The sequence below is a fragment of the Variovorax sp. 54 genome (genome assembly GCF_002754375.1).
Taxonomy (GTDB): Bacteria; Pseudomonadota; Gammaproteobacteria; order Burkholderiales; family Burkholderiaceae_C; genus Variovorax.
The window spans coordinates 3,607,510-3,628,449 of sequence record NZ_PEFF01000001.1 but is presented as its reverse complement, the minus strand read 5'-3'; the positions used below and the strand labels follow the sequence as shown (position 1 = coordinate 3,628,449).

The window sequence follows — 20,940 nt, the reverse complement described above, 5'->3', positions numbered from 1 at the left end:
TTCCTCGGTGTTTCCCGAAATGAATACGGGCACTCCTTGGATGCTATGAGCGGAATTCTTGTTCTCGAGCAATTGCTCAACGGCATCGGCTACGGCCTGATGCTCTTTCTTCTGGCGGCGGGCCTCACGCTGGTGTTCGGCATCATGGACGTGCTGAACCTCGCGCACGGCTCGCTGTTCATGGCCGGCGCCTACGTGGCGGCCGAGGCGCACACGCGCACCGGCTCGTTCGCTGCGGCCATCGTGGTCGCGGTGCTCGTCACCGTGGTGGTGGCGCTGCTCATCGAGGTGCTGCTGATGCGTCGCCTCTACAAGCGCGACCACCTGGCGCAGGTGCTCGCCACCTTCGGCGTGATTTTGGTGGCCGACGACATCGTCAAGATGATCTGGGGCCCCTCGCCCATCATGGCGCCCACGCCGGCCGCGCTCTCGGGCCCGGTCGAACTGATGGACGGCCTGCCCTACCCCTCGTACCGCCTCGTGATCCTCGCGGGCGGCGTGCTGATGGCGCTGGCGCTGTACGTGCTCGTGAACCACACGCGCATCGGCATGCGGGTGCGCGCAGGCGCGTCCGACCGGCCGATGGCCGAGCTGATGGGCGTGCGCGTGGGCCGCATCTTCAACGGCGTGTTCCTGCTCGGTGCGGCGCTGGCCGCACTGGCCGGTGCGCTCATGGGCCCGATCGTCGCGGTGCAGGTGGGCATGGGCGAAGCCATCCTGATTCCGGCGCTGGTGGTGCTGGTGATCGGCGGCATCGGCTCGGTGCGCGGTGCCTTCGTGGCCGCGCTGCTGGTCGGCCTGGTCGACACCATCGGCCGCGCCTTCGTGCCGATGCTGCTGCGCGCCACGCTGCCACCCGCCACGGCGGCCGACCTGGGGCCGCTGTTCGCCGAGGTCGCGATGTACGCGCTCATGGTCGTTGTCTTGATCTTCCGGCCCTCCGGCCTCTTCTCGGCCCGCGCATGAAATTCTCGTCACGCACCTTCGGCCTCGGGCTGCTCCTCGTGGCGCTCGCGGCCTTTCCGCTGGTCGCGCCGCTGTTCGGGCTCGACTTCTACATCGGCTTCGTGCGCCGCGTGCTCATCGTCGCGCTGGCCGCCGCGAGCCTGAACTTCATCCTCGGCTTCGGCGGCATGGTGGCGCTCGGGCACGCGGGCTTCATCGGCATGGGCGCCTACACGGTGGTGGCGCTCAGCGACGCCGGCGTGATGTCGGCCTGGATCCTGTGGCCGATGGCCGCGCTGGTGGCCGGCCTGGTTGCCGCGCTGATCGGCACGGTGGCGCTGCGCACGCGCGGCGTGTACTTCATCATGACCACGCTGGCTTTTGCGCAGATGCTGTACTTCGTCGTCGTGTCGCTGCGCACCTACGGCGGCGACGACGGCTACACGCTGATGTCGCGCCCCACGCTGCTGCCGGGCCTCGACCTGGGCAACGAGTCGACCTTCTACTGGGTGGTGCTCGTGGTGGTCGCGCTTGCGCTGTGGTGGCTGCACCGCGCCACGCAGGCGCGCTTCGGCCATGCGCTGATGGGCATCCGCGACAACGAGACGCGCATGCGCGCGCTGGGCTACCCGGTGTTCCGGCTGCAGCTCGTCGGCTTTGCGGTTTCGGGTGCGATCGCCGGGCTGGCCGGCGCGCTGCTGGCCGGCGGCAACGGCTTCGTGAGCCCCGCGACCATGCACTGGACGCAGTCGGCCACGCTGGTGGTGATGGTCGTCATCGGCGGCCTCGGCCGCAGCTGGGGCGGGCCGGTGGGCGCCGTGGTCTGGCTGGTGCTCGAGGAAGTGCTCAAGCAGCACACCGAACACTGGCACATGCCGCTGGGCCTGCTGCTGATCGCCGTCGCCCTCTGGGCCCCGCGCGGCCTCGCCGCGTTGTCGACGAAACGCCGCACGGTCGCAGCAGCAGCGGCCTCCGCTGCAACTGCCGCAGGGAGCGCCAAGCCATGAGCCTTTTCAGAATCGAAGGGTTGGTCAAGCGCTTCGGCGGGCTGCTGGCGACCGACCATGTGAACCTCACGGTGGAGCGCGGCGAAGTGCATGCGCTCATCGGTCCCAACGGCGCGGGCAAGACCACGCTGGTGAACCTCATCACCGGCCTGCTGGAGGCCGACGCGGGCCGGCTGATGCTCGACGGGCAGGACATCACGGCCTACAAGGACCACCAGCGCGTGGCGGCCGGCATGTCGCGCTGCTTCCAGGTGACGCGCGTGTTCGCCAAAGAAACGGTGCACGACAACCTGATGCTCGCAGCGCAGGCCCATGCGGGCAGCAGCCTGCGCTTCCTGGCACCACGCGCGAACGAACGCGCGCTGGTCGACCGTGCCATTGCACTGGCCGACCGCGTGGGCCTGGGCAGCGAGCGCCACCGCATCGCGGGCACGCTGCCGCACGGCGCGCAGCGCGCGCTCGACGTGGCACTGGCACTCGCCGCCGAACCCAAGCTGCTGCTGCTCGACGAGCCGATGGCCGGCATGGGCCCCGACGAGTCGGCGCGCATGGTCGACCTGATCGAATCGCTGCGCGAATCGATGGCCATTCTGCTCATCGAGCACGACATGGACGCCGTGTTCCGCCTCGCCAACCGCCTCACGGTGCTGGTGCAGGGCAAGGTGCTGATGAGCGGCACGGCCGACGAAGTGCGGGGCCACCCCGATGTGCAAGCCGTGTACCTCGGCACCGAAGCGGAAGGACACGCATGAGCACGACGACCACAACCACCGCCCTGCTCGAGGCCACCGCCATCGAAGCCGGCTACGGCGCCAGCCAGGTGCTGTTCGGCATCGACGTGCGCGTCGGTGCGGGCGAAGTGATGGCGCTGCTGGGCCGCAACGGCATGGGCAAGAGCACGCTGCTGAAGGTGCTGACCGGCACGATCGCGCCGATGCGCGGCGGCGTGCAGTTCTGCGGCGCGGCCATCGGTGGCCACCGGCCCGACGCCATCGCGCGGCGCGGCATGGCCATCGTGCCCGAGGGGCGCCACGTGTTCCCCAACCTCAGTGTGGACGAGCACCTGCGCGCCTTTGCACGGCCCCGGCCCGGCAGCGCGCCGCGCTGGACCGTCGAGGCGCTCTACAAGCTCTTTCCGCGCCTGTCGGAACGCAAGGCCAACGCGGGCAACCAGCTCTCGGGCGGCGAGCAGCAGATGCTGGCCATTGCCCGCGCGCTGTCGACACACCCGCGCCTGCTGATCCTCGACGAAGCGACCGAAGGCCTGGCCCCGGTGATCCGCGAGGAGATCTGGCACTGCATCGCGACGCTCAAGTCCGAAGGCGAAGCGATCCTCGTGGTCGACAAGTACGTGCAGCGGCTGCTGCCGCTGGCCGACCGCCACATGATCCTCGAGCGCGGCCGCGTGGTGTGGCAGGGCGACTCGGCCGCGCTCGACGCCGACCGGTCGCTGTGGACGCGCTACCTGGGCGTCTGAACGCGGGCCGCGCTCAGGTCGTCACTCGGGCGCGGCGTCGAGCTTCAGGATCAGGTCGCGGCTCGCCTGATTGAGGCCGACGACCTCCGCCACACTGCCGTGCTTGCGCAGCCGCTCGACCACCTTGGTCAGCGCGGCCACGGCGGTCACATCCCAGAAGTGCGCCTGCGTCACGTCGATGCGCACCGGCGCGCCGTCGATCTCGCGCACGTCGAAGGCATCGACCAGCATGTCGGCCGAGGCGAAGAACACCTGGCCCGTGACGCGGTAGACGCGCGTGCCGCCCTCTTCCACTTCGGCCTGCACCTGCAGCAGCCGCGCGACCTTGAAGGTAAAGAACACGCCGCTGAGCATCACGCCGACCGCCACGCCCGCGGCGAGGTTGTCGGTGGCGACGGTGACGGCCACGGTCGCGAGCATCACCGCGCTCGACATGCGCGGATGCCGCACCAGCGTGCGCAGCGAGCCCCAGTCGAAGGTCGAGGCCGACACCATCACCATGATCGCGACCAGCGCCGCCACCGGCACCTGCGACACCCAGGGCTTGAGCAGCACCATGAGGATCAGCAGGAAGGCACCGGCGAACAGCGTCGACAGCCGCCCGCGTCCGCCGTAGCGCACGTTGCTCACGGTCTGGCCGATCATTCCGCAGCCCGCGATGCCACCGAAGCAGCTGGCCGCGACGTTGGCGATGCCCAGGCCGCTGCACTCGCGGTTCTTCGAGCTCGGTGTGTCGGTGAGTTCGTCGACCACGCTCGCGGTCATCATCGATTCGAGCAGGCCGACCATGGCGATCGCGAAGGCGGGCAGCGCGATGATGCGCAGCGTCTCCAGCGTGAGCGGCACCGAGGGGAACGCGAACGTGGGCAGTGCATCGGGCAGATGGCCGAGGTCGGCCACGGTCTTGAGCGGCAGGCCGAGCCACTGCCCCACCAGCGTCACGGCCACGATGCACACCAGCGGCGACGGCACCGCCGTCGTCAGGCGCGGCAGCAGGTAGATGATGGCCAGCCCGAGCCCGACCATGGCCCAGGTCGCGGTGTTCGCGCCGATGAAGTGCGGCATCTGCGCCGCGAAGATCAGGATGGCGAGTGCGTTGACGAAGCCGGTGCGCACCGACGACGACACGAAGCGCATCAGCACGCCGAGCCGCAGCAGGCCGAACACGATCTGCATCGCGCCCGCCAGCACGCCCGCGGCCAGCAGGTACGGCAGGCCGTGCGCGTGCACCAGCGGCGCGGCCACCAGTGCCACCGAGCCGGCCGCGGCCGACACCATGGCCGGGCGACCGCCGGTGAAGGCGATCACGAGGCCGATGACGAACGAAGCGAAAAGGCCGACCGCCGGGTCCACGCCGGCGACGAAGGAAAAGGCGATGACCTCGGGGATGAGCGCGAAGGTGGCGACGGCGCCCGCCATCAGCTCGCGGGGAATGCTCGGGCACCACTCGGTGCGCAGGCGACTGTGGGTAGAAGGCATGGGGAACGGCAACAGTCCGCAGGCGCCACTGAGGCGCCGCGATGCGGAACAGGAAAAGAGAGGGAGGGCCGTCGAGCGGCCTCCGTGCGGATGGCGACGGCCGTGAGCCGCCGCGCTTCACGCCGCCCGCGTCAGGGAGGCGTCGGCCGCGAGCAGCCCGACTGCCGGCGGCGGATGGGGAAGCGGGGCATCCGGGAACACATGGGCGCCGATTGTAGGGAGCGCCGTTGCAAGAGACTCAGCTCAGACCGAGCGCGTGATGCCGCCGTCCACGCGCAGGTTCTGCCCCGTGATGTAGCCCGCGCCCTCGGAAGCCAGGAAGCCGATGGTCGCGGCGATCTCGGCGCTGCGGCCGTAGCGGCCCATGGGGATGCGCTCGCGGAACACGTCCTTCTCGGGCAGGCTGTCGATGAAGCCGGGCAGCACGTTGTTCATGCGCACGTTGTGCTTCGCGTACTGGTCGGCAAAGAGCTTGGTGAAAGCCGCGAGGCCGGCGCGGAACACACCCGAGGTCGGGAACACGGGGTCGGGCTCGAAGGCTGCGAAGGTCGAGATGTTGATGATCGCGCCGCCGCCCTGCTTCACCATGTGCGGCGCCACGAGGCGCGCGGGGCGCACGGCGCTCAAGAAGTAGACGTCCATGCCGCGGTGCCAGTCGTCATCGCTGATCTCCAGGATCGGCGCGCGCGGGCCGTGGCCGGCGCTGTTCACGAGCACGTCGATGCGGCCCCATTCGGCGATAACCTGGTCGACGAGGCGTTTGACGTCGTCGTTCGACTGGTTGGAGCCGGTCACGCCGATGCCGCCGAGTTCCTGCGCCAGCGCCTCGCCCTTGCCCGACGAGGACAGGATGGCCACGCGAAAGCCGTCGTCCGCGAGCTTGCGGGCCGCGGCGGCGCCCATGCCGCTGCCGCCGGCGGTGACGATGGCTACTTTTTGGGGGGTGTCTGAAGGCATGCGGGCTCCTTGGGTTCGTGTATTCGAAACACGCATTGTGGCGAGGGCGCCATGGGTTGAGGGCTCTCGGGGGGAATGCTTTGTGGGGGTTGCTTTCGGGGCGCGATGGTTCAGGGCGCGTGCACAGGCCACCGGGTACTTCCCTCCGCGAATGTCCCCCGGGCTTCGCCCTCCTCCTTGATTTCGCTGCGGGAAGCACCCAGTGCCCTGCGCACCTGGGCACGCTGCGGGTGACCGCCGATCAACGACGGCTGCTCACAACGATCACGCTGGCGGGGTGCCTTGCGCAGCGAAATCAAGGGGGAGGCCGCAGGCCGGAGGACATTCGCGGAGCAAGGTGCCCCGTCGGCGTGATCGCGCCCCGAACAGCAACAGCGGCGAATCAGACCGTCGGCATCGTGGCCTGCATCGAAGGCCGCTGGTTGAACGCCGCAAACCACTTCGCGCTGTTCGGCGCCTGGGCGCGCCAGTCCACCGAGGGAAAGCGGAAGTCCATGTAGCCCAGCGCGCAGCCGAAGGCGATGGTGCCGATGTCGACGCGCTCGCCGAACGACGGCGCCGCCGCTTCGAGCCATTCGAGGCCGGTGCGCACCTTGTCGAGCTGGCCGTCGGTCCAGTCGGTCCAGCGCAGCGCTTCGGGGCGCAGCATGGTCTCGTAGCGCGCGAGCAGCGCGGCGCCGGTCATGCCGTCGGCCAGCGACAGCTCGGTCAGGCGCTCCCAGCGCGCAGGTCCGGTGGCCGGGAACAGGCCGCCGCCGTGTGTCGTGTCGAGGTACTCGCAGATCACGCGGCTGTCGAACAACACCTGGCCGTCGTCGGTGAGGAAGGTCGGCACCTGGCCCAGCGGGTTGTTCGGGAGGATGCTGGCGTCGCGCTTCACCGGGCCGGCGGCGCTCGGGAGCTTTTCGATGCGATCGGCCACGCCCAGCTCGTGGGCCACGACCATGCACTTGCGCACGAAGGGAGACGCGGGAGAGAAGAAGATCTTCATGGTCGGAGCGATCGAGCGAGTGAGTGAAGGAAAGCGGAGGACGTTCAGCCCGTGATCGGCGTGCGCGGCGATCCCGGCTTGCGGATGCGCAGCATGCCTTCTTGCGCCGCCGACGCCACAAGCCGGCCGTCGCGCGTGTAGATGCTGCCGCGGCACAGGCCGCGCGCGCCGCCCGCGCTGGGCGAATCGACCACGTAGAGCAGCCAGTCGTCCAGGCGGAAATCGCGGTGGAACCACATCGCGTGGTCGAGGCTGGCGGGGCGCACCTGGCCGCTCATGAAGCTCAGGCCGTGCGGCAGCATCGCGGCGCGCAGCAGGCCGTGGTCGGAGGCGTAGGCCAGCAGCGCGCGATGCACGGTCAGGTCGTCGGGCAGCGGCGCGATGGCGCGCATCCAGATGGCGCTCTGGTTCTCGGTGGGGAGCACCTCGGGCCGCAGCAGGTCTTCGGGGTCGACGCGCCGGTACTCGATGCCGTGCGGCTGGATGGCCTTGGAGCGCCAGGGTTCGGGCAGACGGTCGCCGAGTGCGATGCGCTGGTCGAGCTCGCTGGTCAGGCCGTCGGGGCCTTCGACAGCGGGCATGGGGAACTGGTGCTCGACGCCGTCGTCCACGGTCTGGAACGAGGCCGACATTTCAAAAATGATGCGCTCCTGCTGGCGCGCCACCACGTGGCGTGTGGTGAAGCTGCGGCCGTCGCGCACGCGGTCGACGCTGTACTCGATGGGCGCGTGCTCACCGGGCAGCAGGAAGTAGGCGTGCATCGAATGCACCGGGCGCTCGGCGCCCACCGTGAGGCTGGCGGCCATGAGCGACTGGCCGAGCACCTGGCCGCCGAAGACGGCGGGCGTGCCGATGTCCTCGCTCTGGGCCAGGAAGCGGTCGCCGCCCAGCGGTTCGAGCTGCATGAGGGCGACGAGGTCGGCAACGAGGCGGGCGGCAAGAGCGGGTTCGGGGGTCATCGGGGGAGATTTCTGGGCGAAAAAAGCAGCCCTCGACGATAGCAAAGGCCGGGCCCGCGCGCTGTCGCGGCCCGGTCAGCAGCCCCGACGGGCCTACTTGAAGAAGCAGATGTCCAGCATCAGGCGCAGGCTGCAGCCGTAGTCAGTACCGCCATCGACGGTGCGCACCGGCACGCCGCCCAGCAGCATCGAACCGTCGGCGGCATAGGCCAGCGGCGAGGGCGCCGCCTTGGTGAACGGCCCGCTCAGCGTTTCCTGCTCGACGTACGGAAGGTACTGGCGGCGGGAAAAGTCGATCTTGTCGGCCGACTTCAGCGCCACCGCCGCGTAGCGCGTGCCGTAGACCGTGCCGAAGTAACGCAGCATCGGCCCGGTGCGGTCGCCGTACTTCACGTCGGCCTTCGCGAAGCCGGTCTGGATGAGAAAACTGCGGTCTTCGGGCGTGAGGTCGGCGTCCAGCGCCATCAGCACGTACTGGCCTTCGAAGCTCTGGTTGCGCGCCACCTTCAGTTCGCCGATGAGCGCGGGCGTGACCTTGGTGCGGCCGTCCCAGCGCAGCAGCGCGGCCACGGAGGGGTCGCCGTCGAACACGTAGTGGTACTTGTCGCCGGCAATGGCGACCTTGCGGCCGTCCTTGGCCGCGACGAAGCTCAGCACGCGGTCCTTGCCGTGGACGGGGTCGCCCTCGGGGGTGCTGGCGCAGCCCACCTGCAGCAGGCCGAAGGCGGCGCAGGCCAGCGCCAGGAAGAGCCGACGCGCGGGGGTCGACAGCGAAGAAGAAAGAGGCACGGTGTGTCCGGGTTTCGAGTTCATCCAGCCCCGGACTCTAGCGCCGCGCCGCCCTCAGAAGGTGTGAATGAATCCGGCGTGGCCGAGCAGCCTGCCCAGGCGCGCCCCCTCAAGGCGCAAAGCGCAGCCATAGCCAGGCTATGGCGAGCATTTGCAACGCAGAGGGGGCGCGCCTGGGCGGGATGAGCGGGCATGGCGGATTCGTTCACACCTTCTCAACGGTCCAGGTCGACGCCGTCGGCCGCCAGCTTTTTCTGCAGCGCCGCCACGTCGATCGCCGCAAAGCGCCCGCTGCCCAGCGAGGCCGCCGCCGTACCCGCCGCCTGCCCCATCACGAAGCAGCCGCCGCTGGCGCGCGCGGCCGACTGGCCCTCGTGCGTCATCGAGGCGCAGCGTCCGGCCACCAGCAGGTTGTCGACCGTCTGCGGCACCAGCATGCGCCACGGCAGGTGGTTGTAGGCGTTGGCTTCGTCGCGCGGGAAGGCCCACTCGATGCGGCCGTCGGCGTGCATTTCCATCGGCCAGGCGTTCAGGCCGATGGTGTCGTCGAAGGTGGCCGAGCCGAGGATGTCCTCGCGGCCCAGCGCGTACAGGCCCTGGATGCGCCGCGTCTCGCGGATGCCGACCTGCGGCGCGATCTCCACGATGGCCGACGGCGCAAAGCCCGGCACCTCGGCCTGCAGGAACTTGAAGTACGCAGCGATCTGGCGCCGGCCTTCGAGCTCGCCGTCGCTGAGCTCGCGCGCATCGACGCCGTTCATCGCGCCGCCGGCGGCGTTGCGGATCTGCGTGACGTTGGCGCGCCACTCGCGCGGGTCCTTGTTGGGCCGCAGGATCGCGCCTTCGCGCGGAAAGCTGTACTTGCCCGGGTGCTGCTGCTCGGCGCGCGCCATGAAGTCGTTGATGGCCGAGAACTCGCCCACCGCGGCCAGCGCGGCCGGCGCATCGACCTGGCCGATGCGGAACATGGTGGTCGGGAACAGCCCGCTGCCGTGGCCGTCGCCCACTTCGAAGGGCACGCCCGCGAAGGCCGCCACGTCGGCGTCGCCGCTGGCATCGATGAAGGCATTGGCGCGGATCGCCTGGCGGCCCGACTTGGTTTCGACCACCAGCGCGCTGATGCGCGCGCCGTCGTGCAGCACCGCCGCGGCGTACGCGTGGAACAGCATCTGCACGCCGGCCGCTTCGAGCAGCTGGTCGGCGGCCAGCTTGTAGGCCGAGGTGTCGTACGAGCGCACGCAGATGCGCCCGCCCATGCCGTTCTGCGGCGCGTTCATGCCGTTGAAGCCGGCGATGCGGTCGATGAGGTCGTCGACCACGCCGCGCACCAGCTGCGTCATCTCGCCGCGGCGCTTGCCGTACAGGCCGGCGAAGTTGGTCACGCCGCCTGCGGTGCCCATGCCGCCGAGAAAGCCGTAGCGCTCCACCAGCAGCGTGCGCGCACCGTGGCGCGCGGCGCTCACGGCGGCGGCAATGCCGGCGGGGCCGCCGCCGACCACGACCACGTCGAAGTCACCGAACACCGGCAGCGCGCGCGCCGGTTCGTTCAGGGTGTGTGGTTGCTGCGTCGTCGTCATCACTGGATCTTGATGCCGCGCGTGGCGATGATCTTGCTCATGATCGCCGCCTCTTCCTTCACGCGCGTGCGCATGCCGTCCGGCGAGGTGCCCACGGCCTGCCAGCCTTGCTCGAAGAGCTTGCGGCGCACGTCGGGGTCTTTCATGACGATTTCGATCTCGCGGCTGATGCGTGCCTGCGCGGTCTTCGACAGGGTGGCCGGGCCGAGCAGCGCCACCCACACCTCGAGGTTGAAGTCTTTCACGCCGGCGTCGGCCAGCGGCGGGATCTCGGGCACCAGCGCGCTGCGCCCGCCCGTGAGGCCCACGGCCTTGAGCTTGCCGGCACGGATCTGCGGCATGGCCACGCCCGGCGGGATCAGGCCCATCTGCACCTGGTCGCCCAGCATGCCAGTGATGACCTGCGGGTTGCCCTGGTAGGGCACGTGCTCGGGCTTGAAGCCGTTCACGCGGCTCTTGAGCAGTTCCATGCCCAGGTGGCCGACCGAGCCCACGCCCACCGAGCCGTAGTTCCACTTGTCGCCGGCCTGGCGCGCGGCGTCGAAGAAGGCGGTGCCCGAGGGCAGGCTGTTCTGCGCCACGAGGACCAGCGGCGCGGTGGCGATCAGCGACAGGTAGGTGAAGTCTTTCGCCGGGTCGTACGGCAGCTTGGGATACAGCATCTTCGACGACGTGAGGTTGCCGTTGATGACGATGCCCAGCGTGTGGTCGTCGGTGGCCTTGGCCACCTGGTCGGCCGCGATGTTGCCCGAGGCGCCGGCCTTGTTGTCCACCACGACCGGCTGGCCCAGTGCGCGGGACAGCGGCTCGGCGATGGTGCGCGCCGCGATGTCGGGCGTCGATCCGCCCGGGAAACCCACCAGCAGGCGGATCGGCTTGGTCGGCCACGCGGGGGTGTCGGCGCTGGCGGACAGCGGCAGCGCCGCGGTGGCGGCCAAGCCGCAGGCGATCAGGAGGGCTCTCTTGGTGGCTTGCATGGGAAAAGACAGTTAAAGGTAAACAAAAATGCAAAGAGAGCCAGCTTAACTGGCGCGCCGAGCCCAGGGCAAGGCGCCCCCTCGTCAGTCGAGGCTGATGTTGCCCCGGCGCACCAGCTCCCCGTACACCTTCGACTTGGCCTCGGCGTTGCGCTCGATCTCCTCGGGCGACCAGGCCAGCGGCTCGAAGGCGAAGGTGTCGAAGCGGGCGCGGATGTCGGGGTCGGCAATCACCTTGGCCACGTCGGCGTTGATCTTGGCCTTCACGGCCGCCGACACACCCTTGGGCGCCAGCAGCGACACGAAGGAATTGACCTCCAGCGAGGCCGGGCCGCCGGCCTCGGCCATGGTGGGCACGTCGGGCATCTGCGGGATGCGCTTGGGCGCGGCCACGGCGATGTAGCGCAGCTTGCCGGCCTTGTAGATGCCCTGGCTCGACGGGATGCTGGCGAAAGCCCACGGCACCTCGCCCGTGCCCACGTTCGAATACAGCTGCGACACCTCGCGGTACGGCGCGTGCCGCATGCGGATGCCCGTGAGCGCCTCGAGCTGCTGCGCGCCCAGGTGGCCCGGGCTGCCGACGCCCCACGAGCCGTAGACGATGCCTTCGGGGTTGGCCTTGGCAGCGGCGATCAGGTCGCCCATGGTCTTCCACTTCGACTCGCTGCCCACGGCCACGAAGAAGGGCGTGCGGAACAGCGAGGCGACCGGGTCGAAGTGCTGCAAGGTCACGAAGTTGCGCGACTTGTACAGGTGCGGCAGCGCGGCGATGTGCTCGCTGTCGAGCTGCAGCAGCGTGTAGCCGTCGGGCGCGGCGCGGCGCGCCTGGTCGATGGCGATGAAGCCGCCGCCACCGGGCCGGTTGTCGACCAGCACGCGCTGGTTCCACAGGCGCGAGAGCTTGTCGGACACCAGCCGCAGCACCGCGTCGGGGCCGCTACCGGCCGCGAACGGGGTGATCAGCGTCACCGGCTTGCTCGGGTAGTCGCTGCCCTGCGCCCACGCGCCGGAGGCGGCGGTCAGGGCCAGGACGGCGGTTGTCAGCAATGCGCGCGGAAAGTTCATGGGTTGTCTCCTGGGCCTTCGGCCTCGTTGGGTGGGATATCGCAGAAAAACCGTGTCAGCGCGGCGCGGGTGCGTCGCCCAGGCAGTGCTCGGGTCGCCAGGCGTACAGCCATTCGACCGCATCGTAGAAACGTTCGGGCGTGCGCCCGGTCCACAGGCTGTTGCGCACCAGGCGCTCGACGCCTTGGGCGTGGTACAGGCGCCCCATCTCGCGCACCGACAGCACGACGCGCGCGCAGCGTGCGATGCGGGCCTGCTCGTAGCGCTGGAAGGCGGCGGTCATGTCGAAGTCGCAGGCCTTCACGGCCTCGCCGAGCGTCACCGCGTCTTCGAGCGCCATGCAGGCGCCCTGCGCGAGGTACTGCATCATGGGATGCGCCGCGTCGCCGAGCAGCGTGGCGGGGCCGTCGCTCCAGCGCTCGACGGGGTCGCGGTCGGCGGTGCTCCAGCGGCGCCACGAGGTCGGGCGATCGAGCAGCTGGCGCGGGCGCGCGTGCACGCCCTCGAAGTACGACAGCACCTCTTCTTTGCTGCCGTCGGTGACGCCCCACTCTTCTTCCTCACGGCTGTGAAAGGTGACGACCAGGTTGTACTGCTCGCCGTGGCGCAGCGGGTAGTGCACGAGGTGGCAGTTGGGGCCGGCCCAGACCACGGGCGCGTTCCATTGCAGATCGGCGGGCATGTCGGCCGCGGGCACCACGGCGCGGTAGACCACGTGGCCCGACACGCGCGGCGCATCGCCGATGAGCTTGGCGCGCACCACCGACTTCACGCCGTCGCAGCCGACGATGGCATCGGCCTGGAAACGGCGGCCGTCGCGCGTGACGGCCGTGACGCCGTGCGCGCCGGTGTCGATCGCCTCGACCTGCGCCGAGGTGTGGAAGCGGATCAGCGGATGCTGCTTCACGGCCTCGTGGATCGCGCCGTGCAGGTCGGCGCGGTGGCTCACGGCATACGGGTTGCCGAAGCGCGCGCGGAAGGCCTCGCCAACGGGCACCGACGCCACCTCGGTGCAGTCGACGGCGTCCATCATCACCAGCCGATCGGTGAACACCGAACTGCGGCGCACGGCCTCGCCCACGCCGAGCGCGTCGAGCGCCGCGAAGGCATTGGGGCCGAGCTGCAGGCCGGCACCGATCTCGCCGATGACGGCGCTCTGTTCGAGCAGGTCGATGGCCACGCCCAGGCGTGCGAGCGCGAGCGCGGCGGCCATGCCGCCGATGCCGCCGCCGACGAGCAGCACGGAAGGAGGTTGCTTCGAGTGGGTCATGCGCGGGCCAGGAAACTCAGTCGATGCGAACGGTCAGGGACGGCAGGCGCTCGATGCTGACCTTGATCGTCTGGCCCGGCTTCACCGCGCCCACGCCTTCGGGCGTGCCCGTGAAGATCAGGTCGCCGGGCTGCAGTGCGAACAAGGTCGAGAGGTTGGCGATGACTTCGTTCACCGACCAGATCAGGTGCGTGATGTCGCTGTTCTGGCGCACCTGGCCGTCGACCTCGAGCGTGATGGCGCCGGCGTTGATCTCGCCCACGTCGGCCAGCGTGCGCAGCGGCGCGATGGGGGCCGAGAAGTCGAAGGCCTTGCCGATCTCCCACGGGCGGCCGGCTTCGCGCATCTTCATCTGCAGGTCGCGGCGCGTCATGTCCAGGCCCACGGCGTAGCTGTGGATGTGGCTGGCGGCCTGGTCGACCGGGATGTCCTTGCCGCCCTTGCCGATGGCGACCACCAGCTCGGCTTCGTAGTGGTAGTTGCTCGTGAGCGAGGGGTACGGCACGGCGCCGGTGGCGCCTTCGGCCACGGGCACGACCGAAGCGTCGTCGTTCGGCTTGCAGAAGAAGAACGGCGGTTCGCGGTCGGGGTCGAAGCCCATCTCGCGCGCATGCGCCGCGTAGTTGCGGCCGACGCAGTAGACGCGGCGCACGGGGAACTGCTTGTCGGAGCCGACGATGGGCAGGCCGACGATGGAAGGGGGCGTGAAGACGAAGGACATGGAAGCTCCTGCCGCGTGGGACGGCACATCAAACAAAGAGGAAAAAGAAGGAAAGAAGGTCGCCGCGCTTTCAGGCGTCTTCGAGGAAGGCTTCGCGCAGGATGCCCATGGCCTGCTGCACGGGACGATCGGAAAAGCTGAAGAGCACGGTGTCTTCGCTCGGCGACGACAGGCGCAGCGGCGCCCACGACGGCACGACGAAGGTGTCGCGCGGGCCGAAGTCGAAGCGCTGGCCGGCAATGTCGGCCGTGCCGTGGCCTTCGACCACGCTGTAGACGGTGCCGTCGGTGGCGCGGTGCGCCTGGCCGGCGAAGCCCTTGGGCAGCAGCTGCAGCTGGGTCGAGATGGTCGGCATCGGCGAACCGCCCGTCAGCGGGTTGATGTAGCGCAGCTTGTGGCCCAGCCAGGCATCGGGCGCTTCCTGCTTCTGCAGTTGCGCCAGCGCCTCGCGGCTGCGCAGGTAGGGGTAGTTGAAGATCGGCGAGGTGGCCGAGGTGTGGTCGTGCCGCACCGGCACCATGTTGTGGCCGAAGCGCGCCAGGCTGTGGCCTTCGGGCCGCGCCACGTGCTGCACCTTGGCGTCGTCGTTCTCGGCAAAGCCGGCGTCGAAGAAGCGCAGCATGGGAATGTCGAGTCCGTCGAGCCACACCACCGGCTCGGTCACGCCTTCGATGCCTTCGTTGCCATGGTCGTGCCAGGCCCACGAGGGCGTGATGATGAAGTCGCCGGGGTGCATGGTCGTGCGCTCGCCGCCCACGGTGGTGTAGGCGCCCTTGCCGTCCACGATGAAGCGCAGCGCCGACTGCACATGGCGGTGCGACGGCGCGACCTCGCCCGGCATGATGAGCTGCAGGCCGGCGTAGATCGACTGCGTGATCGACGCATTGCCGGGCAGCGCCGGGTTCTCGAGCACCAGCACGCGGCGCACGGCCTCTTCGGCGGTGATGAGGTCGGCCGACTCCATGAGCAGCGGGCGGATCTCGTCGTAGCGCCACAGCGCGGGCACGCACGGGCTCTTGGGCTCGCGCGGCACGAGCACATGCAGCGACTCCCACAGCGGCGAGAGGTTGAGCGGTCGGATGCGGGCGTAGTAGTCGCGGCGCTCGGCCAGGTTGGCAGGCGCACCATCGGCACTGGAAGGGGCGCTGGAAGAAGCGGGGTTCATGGGTCGGTGTCTCCGTTGGCCGGCATTGTTGTCCCGGCCCACTATTTGCTCAAGACCGCGTGCCAATACACGGAATTCGAAATTTCGATAATGGTGTCTTTCGCCTTCAGGGCTCCGTCCCGCCTCACCCCATGTCCAAGCTCGATCTCGAATGGCTCGCCGTGTTCGACGAGGTCTACAAGACCGGCAACGTCACCAAGGCCGCCGAGCGGCTGGGCATGGCGCAGGCGGCGGCCAGCACGGCGCTGAACAAGCTGCGCGCGCACTTCGACGACCGCCTGTTCACCCGCACCGCGCAGGGCATGCAGCCCACGCCGCACGCCGAGCGCATCTACCCGAACCTGCGCGAGGCGCTGGCGCAGCTCGCGCAGGCCCAGGGCAACCGCAGCAGCTTCGAGCCGGCGCACGCGCAGCGGCGCTTTCGCATCTGCATGACCGACATCAGCGAGGTGGTGCTGCTGCCCGGCCTGCTCGACCACCTGCGGCATGCGGCGCCGGGCGTGCACATCGAGACCGAGATCATCTCCACCCACAGCGGGCGCCGGCTGCAGGACGGCGACGTCGATCTGGCCGTGGGCTTCATGCCGCAGCTGGACGCGGGCTTCTACCAGCAGGTGCTGTTCATGCAGAACTTCGTCTGCCTGGCGGCGCAGAACCATCCGCGCATCGGCGCCAAGCTCACGCGCAAGCGCTTCGAGGAAGAGGCGCACGCGGTGGTGTCCAGCTCGGGCACGGGGCACGCCATCGTCGACACCACCATCGCGCGCCTGGGCCTGAAGCGCAACGTGGTGGTGCGGCTGTCGAGCTTTTTGAGCGTGGCGCGCATCGTGGCCCACACCGAGCTGATCGTGGTGGTGCCGCGCATCCTGGGCAACGTGCTGGCCACGCAGGAGCCGGTGAAGGTGCTGGCGCCGCCGTTCACGCTGCCGGCGTATGCGGTCAAGCAGCACTGGCACGAGCGCTTTCATGCCGACCCGGGCAACGCCTGGCTGCGCCGCACGCTGGCCCAGCTCTTCAGCGGCAGCTGAGCGCCTGCAACGGCACGACAGGCGGCCGCCAAAGGGCGTCCGGGCGCTCGCATAATCGCGGCTCCCCACTTACTGCCCACAGAGAAAAGGCGCCCCCATGTCTTCCATCACCCTCCGGTTCCTGGCCGAACCCAGCACCGTCAACTTCGGCGGCAAGGTCCACGGCGGCACGGTCATGAAATGGATCGACGAGGCCGGCTACGCCTGCGCCACCAGCTGGGCCAAGCGCTACTGCGTCACCGCCTTCATCGGCAGCATCCGCTTTCACCGGCCGATCATGATCGGCGACCTGGTCGAGGTCGAGGCCCGCCTGGCCTACACCGGCACCACCAGCATGAACATCTCGGTCGAAGTGCGCAGCGGCGACATGAAGGGCGGCGTGATGGAAAAGACCACCGAATGCCTGATCGTCTTTGTCTCGGTCGACTCGCACGGCCGGCCGCTGCCGGTGCAGCCCTTCATTCCCGGCACGCCCGGCGAAATGGCCCTGGCCGAGCGCGCCAAGTCGCACCTCGATGCCAGCCGCGCCGCCGGCGGCACGCCTTGATCCTGCGCGCGGGGATAGGCGGCGCGCCCTAACCACGGGGCGCGCGGGCGGCTAGAGTCGTGCGATTGCATACCAAGGAACACATTGCATGGCCACCTCCAAAGACGACAGCAGCAGCAGCAGCGACGACAAGACCGACCGCATCAAGGATTCGGCCCAGCAGATCTGGCTGGCCGGCCTCGGCGCCTTCGCCAAGATGCAGCAAGAGGGCAGCAAGGCCTTCGAGGCGCTGGTCAAGGACGGCGCCGGCATGCAGAAGAAGACCCAGCAGGCCGCTGAAGAAACGCTGGCCCAGGCCCAGCAGCGCATGGCCGGCTTCGCCAGCGAGTTCGGCACCAAGGCCGCCGGCCAGTGGGGCAAGCTAGAGAACATCTTCGAAGACCGCGTGGCGCGTGCGCTCGAAAAGCTCGGCGTGCCCTCGGCCGCCGACGTGGCCGCGCTGCAGGCCCGCATCGAAGCGCTCGAAGCCCAGCTCAAGCAGCGCGACGCCAAGACCTCGCCCGTGCGCGCCTCGCGCAAGGCCGCGCCGGCCCCCACAGCCAAGAAGACCCTGCGCCGCCCCAAGGCCGGCTGACATCGTTCTGTAATTGCGGCACTGCACAAAAAATCAGCACCGCAAAACATGCCCCGCACCGTTCAAGGTGCGGCGCACATGCGCTAGAGTGCCCCCAAGACCAAGAGAAACCACGGGGGCACCGACATGGCAAAGAAGGCGCCACGCCGCACTGCGCAACGCATCCTCGAAGCTGCATTGGATTTGTTCAACCGCTTCGGGGAACCGAACGTGTCCACCACGCTGGTGGCCGGCGAGCTGAACATCAGCCCCGGCAATCTCTACTACCACTACCCCGCCAAGGAAGAGCTGATCAACAAGCTCTACGAAGGCTACGAAGCCGAGCTCAACGAGCTGCTGCACGCCAGCGAGGGCGTGCACGACGTGGAGGACGCCTGGTTCTTCATGCACAGCCTGTTCGAGCTGATCTGGCGTTACCGTTTTCTGTACCGCGACCTCAACGACCTGCTGAGCAAGAACCGGCACCTGGAGACCCAGTTCCAGCTCGTGCTCAAGAACAAGGCACGCGCCATCCGCCAGCTGATCGCCGGCCTGAGCCGCGCCGGCCACCTGGACATCGACGCGCACGAGGTCGACACGCTGGCCCAGAGCATGGTCGTCGTGCTGACCTACTGGCTCAGCTACGAGTACGTGCGCAACCCGCGCCAGGCGCTGGAGCCCGCGCACGCGCAGGGCGCGCTGATGCGCGGCGGCCACCACACGCTGCACCTGCTCGCGCCCTACCTCGCACGCGACCAGCGCCGCCACCTGCTGGCGCTGAGCAATGCCTACAACGGCGAAAACGCCGCCAGCAGCCCCACCAGCCACGTGCCACCGACGGTCGATATGGCGGCCTAGAACATCCATGCCCCACTCCGATTTCAAACCGCTCTCGCTGCTGTCCGCCGGCCCCGCCGCGGCCACGGCCGCCGCCGGCACCGAACCCTGGACGCCCCTTCCCTACCCCGATGTGCCCCGCTACGACGCGCGCAGCCTGCTCGCGCACTGGCCGCGCCTGCACGCCGGCCACGCGCTGCCGCCGCCTGCGGCCGACGCGCCGCTGGCCGAAGGCTGGGCGCTGTACCACAGCGGCGAGTTCGAACGCGCCGCCGCCCTCGGCCTGCGGCACGGCCCCGACGGCCTGGCGCTCGCCAACCAGGCGACCGCGATCTACGCCAACTACCTGGAGCCGCGCGAAGCCGTGCGGCTTTCGCTGTTCCGCCAGGTGATCGAGCGCGCCGGCGCGCAGGTCGCGGCCGAGCCCGACAACTGCCAGGCGCTCTACTGGCAGGCCTATGCGCTGGGTCGCTACAGCCAGGGCATCAGCGTGGCACGCGCCTTGGCGCAGGGCCTGGGCACCAAGCTCAAGGGCGCGCTGGAGCACGTGATCGAACTGCAGCCCGAGCACGGCGATGCGCACCTCGCGCTGGCCGCCTTCCACGCCGAGGTGATCGACAAGGTCGGCGCGCTGGTCGGGCGCATGACGTACGGCGTGCGCGCCGAGACCTCGATCGAACTGTTCGAGCGCGGGCTGGCGCTGCACCCGCAGTCGGCGGCCGGGATGATGGAGTACGCGCGTGCGTTGCTGATGCTGCACGGCGAGTCGCGCACGGGCGAGGCGAACGGGCTGTATGAAAAGGCGGCGGCGCTGACGCCGGCGGATGCGCGGGAGCGGCTGGATGTGGAGCTGGCGCGGGCGGGTCTGACGGACTGAAAGGCCTGAATGCTTGCAATTGGTACCACTTGGTACCAATCCATTTAAGATGCGCGCTTTCTGACCTTCTTCCCGACTGCCATGTCCGACCTCAACGCCCTATTCGAAGCCGCCCAGGCCAACTCCAAGCTGCTGGCCGAGCGCCCCGACAACCCGACGCTGCTGAAGATCTACGGTCTGTTCAAGCAGGCGACCGAAGGCGACAACACCGCCAAGAAGCCCAGCTTCAGCGACATCGTCGCGCGCGCCAAGTGGGACGCGTGGACCGTCCAGAAGGGCGCCACCGCCGACGAAGCGAAGCAGAAGTACATCGACCTGATCGAATCTCTCAGGGCCTGACCGGCCGCGCTGGCTAGCCGACGATCCCGCGTTCCTGCAGCGCGGCGATCTGCTCGGTGCTCAGGCCGATCTCCTTCAACACCGCCTCCGTGTCCGCCCCCAGCGCCGGCGCGTTGCGGCGGTGGCCGGCCGGCGTGAGCGACAGCTTGGGCACGAAGCCCGGCACGGCGAGCGCGCTGCCGTCGGGCATCTTCACCTCCTGCAGCATGCCGCGCGCGGCGTAGTGCGGGTCGGCCGCGATGTCGGCGATGGTGTAGATGCGCCCGGCCGGCACGTGCGCCGCATCGAGCGCGGTCAGCACCTCGGTCACGGTGCGCTGCGCGGCCCAGTCGCCGATGGCGGCGTCGAGCAGGTCGACCTGCGCGACGCGGCCCGTGTTGCCGGCCAGCGCCGGGTCGGCCGCGAGGTCGGGCCGGCCGATGCAGGCCATGAGCCGCTTGAAGATGCTGTCGCCGTTGCCCGCGACGATGGCGTAGCCGCCGTCAGCGCAGCGGTAGGCGTTGGTGGGCGCAATGCCCGGCAACGCGCTGCCGGCCGCCTCGCGCACCGCGCCGAAGGCGCCGTACTCGGGCAGCAGGCTTTCCATGCAGTTGAAGACCGCCTCGTACAGCGCCACGTCGACCACCTGGCCCCGGCCCTTCGGAAACTCGGCGCTCACGGTGGCGTGGCGGTGCTGCATCGCCATCAGCACGCCGATCACGCCGTGCAATGACGCCAGCGTGTCGCCGATCGACACGCCCACGCGCACCGGCACGCGGCCCGGTTCGCCCGTGAGGTGGCGCAGTCCGCCCATGGCTTCGGCCACCACGCCGAAGCCGGGGCGGTCGCGGTAGGGGCCGGTCTGGCCGTAGCCGCTGATGCGCAGCATCACGAGCGCGGGGTTGGTGGCCAGCAGTTCATCGGGGCCCAGGCCCCAGCCTTCCATCGCACCGGGACGGAAGTTCTCGACCAACACGTCGGCCTCGGCCGCGAGCTGGCGCACGATGGCCTGCGCCTCGGGCTCGCGCAGGTCCAGCGCCAGCGAGCGCTTGTTGCGCGACTGCACCTGCCACCAGACGGAGGTGCCGTCCTTCAGCAGCCGCCAGGTGCGCAGCGGGTCGCCCGCGCCGGGCGGCTCGATCTTGACCACGTCGGCGCCGAAGTCGGCCAGCGTGCGCGCCGCGAACGGGCCGGCGATCAGTTGCCCGAGTTCGACGACCTTGAGGCCAGCCAGCGGGCCCGCGGCCGGAGGAGAAAGAGAGCTTTGCGTCATGGCGCCCAAGTGTGCCCCGGCACCGACCAGTTCATGCGCTGCGGCCCGACGAATCAGCGCTCCGAAACTGGCACGGCTCCGTCGCGAGACACCGCAGAACCGGCTTTGCCGGGCTGCCGATGTCGCCC

Annotated in this window: 22 protein-coding genes; 10 read left to right on the top strand and 12 right to left on the bottom strand. The window is 69.5% G+C overall.

The window, feature by feature from the left end:
- The first annotated feature begins 45 nt into the window (after nucleotides 1-45).
- Genes CLU95_RS16880 through CLU95_RS16865 form a run of 4 tightly spaced genes read left to right on the top strand, consistent with a single transcriptional unit; the run spans nucleotide 46 to nucleotide 3,429 of the window.
- On the top strand, nucleotides 46-966 hold the full coding sequence (locus CLU95_RS16880; protein WP_099794681.1) for a branched-chain amino acid ABC transporter permease: 921 nt from the start codon (nucleotides 46-48) through the stop codon (nucleotides 964-966).
- Complete coding sequence (locus tag CLU95_RS16875) at nucleotides 963-1,952, top strand: branched-chain amino acid ABC transporter permease (RefSeq protein WP_099794680.1); 990 nt, start codon at nucleotides 963-965, stop codon at nucleotides 1,950-1,952. Before CLU95_RS16880 ends, CLU95_RS16875 begins: the two co-directional genes overlap by 4 nt.
- Entirely contained in the window at nucleotides 1,949-2,704 is a 756-nt protein-coding gene (locus tag CLU95_RS16870) for an ABC transporter ATP-binding protein (protein WP_099794679.1), read from the top strand. Before CLU95_RS16875 ends, CLU95_RS16870 begins: the two co-directional genes overlap by 4 nt.
- The gene (locus tag CLU95_RS16865) at nucleotides 2,701-3,429 is read left to right on the top strand and encodes an ABC transporter ATP-binding protein (protein WP_099794678.1); all 729 of its coding nucleotides are present in this window, start codon (nucleotides 2,701-2,703) and stop codon (nucleotides 3,427-3,429) included. The genes CLU95_RS16870 and CLU95_RS16865 overlap by 4 nt, the downstream gene beginning before the upstream one ends.
- 21 nt (nucleotides 3,430-3,450) lie before the next feature.
- On the opposite strand, the gene CLU95_RS16860 is transcribed toward CLU95_RS16865, so the two are convergent.
- The 11 genes from CLU95_RS16860 to gtdA all read right to left on the bottom strand — a co-directional run bounded on the left by CLU95_RS16860 (nucleotide 3,451) and on the right by gtdA (nucleotide 15,379).
- Nucleotides 3,451-4,908, bottom strand: a complete 1,458-nt coding sequence (locus CLU95_RS16860) for a SulP family inorganic anion transporter (protein WP_099794677.1) — start codon at nucleotides 4,906-4,908, stop codon at nucleotides 3,451-3,453.
- Between the two features lie 243 nt (nucleotides 4,909-5,151).
- On the bottom strand, nucleotides 5,152-5,865 hold the full coding sequence (locus CLU95_RS16850) for an SDR family oxidoreductase (protein WP_099794676.1): 714 nt from the start codon (nucleotides 5,863-5,865) through the stop codon (nucleotides 5,152-5,154).
- 382 nt (nucleotides 5,866-6,247) lie between these two features.
- The gene (locus CLU95_RS16845; protein ID WP_099794675.1) at nucleotides 6,248-6,856 is read right to left on the bottom strand and encodes a glutathione S-transferase; all 609 of its coding nucleotides are present in this window, start codon (nucleotides 6,854-6,856) and stop codon (nucleotides 6,248-6,250) included.
- 44 nt (nucleotides 6,857-6,900) lie between these two features.
- Entirely contained in the window at nucleotides 6,901-7,815 is a 915-nt protein-coding gene (locus CLU95_RS16840) for an acyl-CoA thioesterase (protein ID WP_099794674.1), read from the bottom strand.
- 93 nt (nucleotides 7,816-7,908) lie between these two features.
- Nucleotides 7,909-8,604, bottom strand: coding sequence for a hypothetical protein (locus CLU95_RS16835; RefSeq protein ID WP_257214644.1), 696 nt, complete (start codon nucleotides 8,602-8,604; stop codon nucleotides 7,909-7,911).
- Nucleotides 8,605-8,819: 215 nt separating this feature from the next.
- The gene (locus tag CLU95_RS16830; protein ID WP_099794672.1) at nucleotides 8,820-10,181 is read right to left on the bottom strand and encodes an FAD-dependent oxidoreductase; all 1,362 of its coding nucleotides are present in this window, start codon (nucleotides 10,179-10,181) and stop codon (nucleotides 8,820-8,822) included.
- Nucleotides 10,181-11,158, bottom strand: a complete 978-nt coding sequence (locus CLU95_RS16825) for a Bug family tripartite tricarboxylate transporter substrate binding protein (RefSeq protein WP_099794671.1) — start codon at nucleotides 11,156-11,158, stop codon at nucleotides 10,181-10,183. The genes CLU95_RS16830 and CLU95_RS16825 overlap by 1 nt, the downstream gene beginning before the upstream one ends.
- Before the next feature lie 84 nt (nucleotides 11,159-11,242).
- Nucleotides 11,243-12,223, bottom strand: coding sequence for a Bug family tripartite tricarboxylate transporter substrate binding protein (locus CLU95_RS16820; RefSeq protein WP_099794670.1), 981 nt, complete (start codon nucleotides 12,221-12,223; stop codon nucleotides 11,243-11,245).
- A gap of 55 nt (nucleotides 12,224-12,278) precedes the next feature.
- A complete protein-coding gene (locus CLU95_RS16815) occupies nucleotides 12,279-13,493 on the bottom strand; it encodes a 3-hydroxybenzoate 6-monooxygenase (protein WP_099794669.1) in 1,215 nt (404 codons plus the stop codon).
- Between the two features lie 16 nt (nucleotides 13,494-13,509).
- Nucleotides 13,510-14,214, bottom strand: coding sequence for a fumarylacetoacetate hydrolase family protein (locus CLU95_RS16810; protein ID WP_099794668.1), 705 nt, complete (start codon nucleotides 14,212-14,214; stop codon nucleotides 13,510-13,512).
- Between the two features lie 70 nt (nucleotides 14,215-14,284).
- Nucleotides 14,285-15,379 carry a gentisate 1,2-dioxygenase gene (gtdA, locus tag CLU95_RS16805; RefSeq protein WP_099794667.1) on the bottom strand — a complete coding sequence of 365 codons (1,095 nt, stop codon included), beginning with the start codon at nucleotides 15,377-15,379 and terminating at the stop codon, nucleotides 14,285-14,287.
- A 131-nt stretch (nucleotides 15,380-15,510) separates the two neighbouring features.
- Between gtdA and CLU95_RS16800 the strand changes: the two genes are divergently transcribed.
- The 6 genes from CLU95_RS16800 to CLU95_RS16775 all read left to right on the top strand — a co-directional run bounded on the left by CLU95_RS16800 (nucleotide 15,511) and on the right by CLU95_RS16775 (nucleotide 19,560).
- Complete coding sequence (locus CLU95_RS16800; protein ID WP_099794666.1) at nucleotides 15,511-16,407, top strand: LysR family transcriptional regulator; 897 nt, start codon at nucleotides 15,511-15,513, stop codon at nucleotides 16,405-16,407.
- A 97-nt stretch (nucleotides 16,408-16,504) separates the two neighbouring features.
- The gene (locus CLU95_RS16795) at nucleotides 16,505-16,954 is read left to right on the top strand and encodes an acyl-CoA thioesterase (RefSeq protein WP_099794665.1); all 450 of its coding nucleotides are present in this window, start codon (nucleotides 16,505-16,507) and stop codon (nucleotides 16,952-16,954) included.
- Between the two features lie 88 nt (nucleotides 16,955-17,042).
- On the top strand, nucleotides 17,043-17,528 hold the full coding sequence (locus CLU95_RS16790; RefSeq protein WP_099794664.1) for a phasin family protein: 486 nt from the start codon (nucleotides 17,043-17,045) through the stop codon (nucleotides 17,526-17,528).
- 126 nt (nucleotides 17,529-17,654) lie between these two features.
- A complete protein-coding gene (locus tag CLU95_RS16785; RefSeq protein ID WP_099794663.1) occupies nucleotides 17,655-18,365 on the top strand; it encodes a TetR/AcrR family transcriptional regulator in 711 nt (236 codons plus the stop codon).
- A 7-nt stretch (nucleotides 18,366-18,372) separates the two neighbouring features.
- A complete protein-coding gene (locus tag CLU95_RS16780) occupies nucleotides 18,373-19,221 on the top strand; it encodes a hypothetical protein (protein WP_180288625.1) in 849 nt (282 codons plus the stop codon).
- 81 nt (nucleotides 19,222-19,302) lie between these two features.
- Nucleotides 19,303-19,560: an acyl-CoA-binding protein gene (locus tag CLU95_RS16775; RefSeq protein ID WP_099794662.1), complete on the top strand. Its 258-nt coding sequence runs from the start codon at nucleotides 19,303-19,305 to the stop codon at nucleotides 19,558-19,560.
- A 13-nt stretch (nucleotides 19,561-19,573) separates the two neighbouring features.
- On the opposite strand, the gene CLU95_RS16770 is transcribed toward CLU95_RS16775, so the two are convergent.
- Nucleotides 19,574-20,812 carry a CaiB/BaiF CoA transferase family protein gene (locus tag CLU95_RS16770; RefSeq protein WP_099794661.1) on the bottom strand — a complete coding sequence of 413 codons (1,239 nt, stop codon included), beginning with the start codon at nucleotides 20,810-20,812 and terminating at the stop codon, nucleotides 19,574-19,576.
- Between the last annotated feature and the right edge of the window lie 128 nt (nucleotides 20,813-20,940).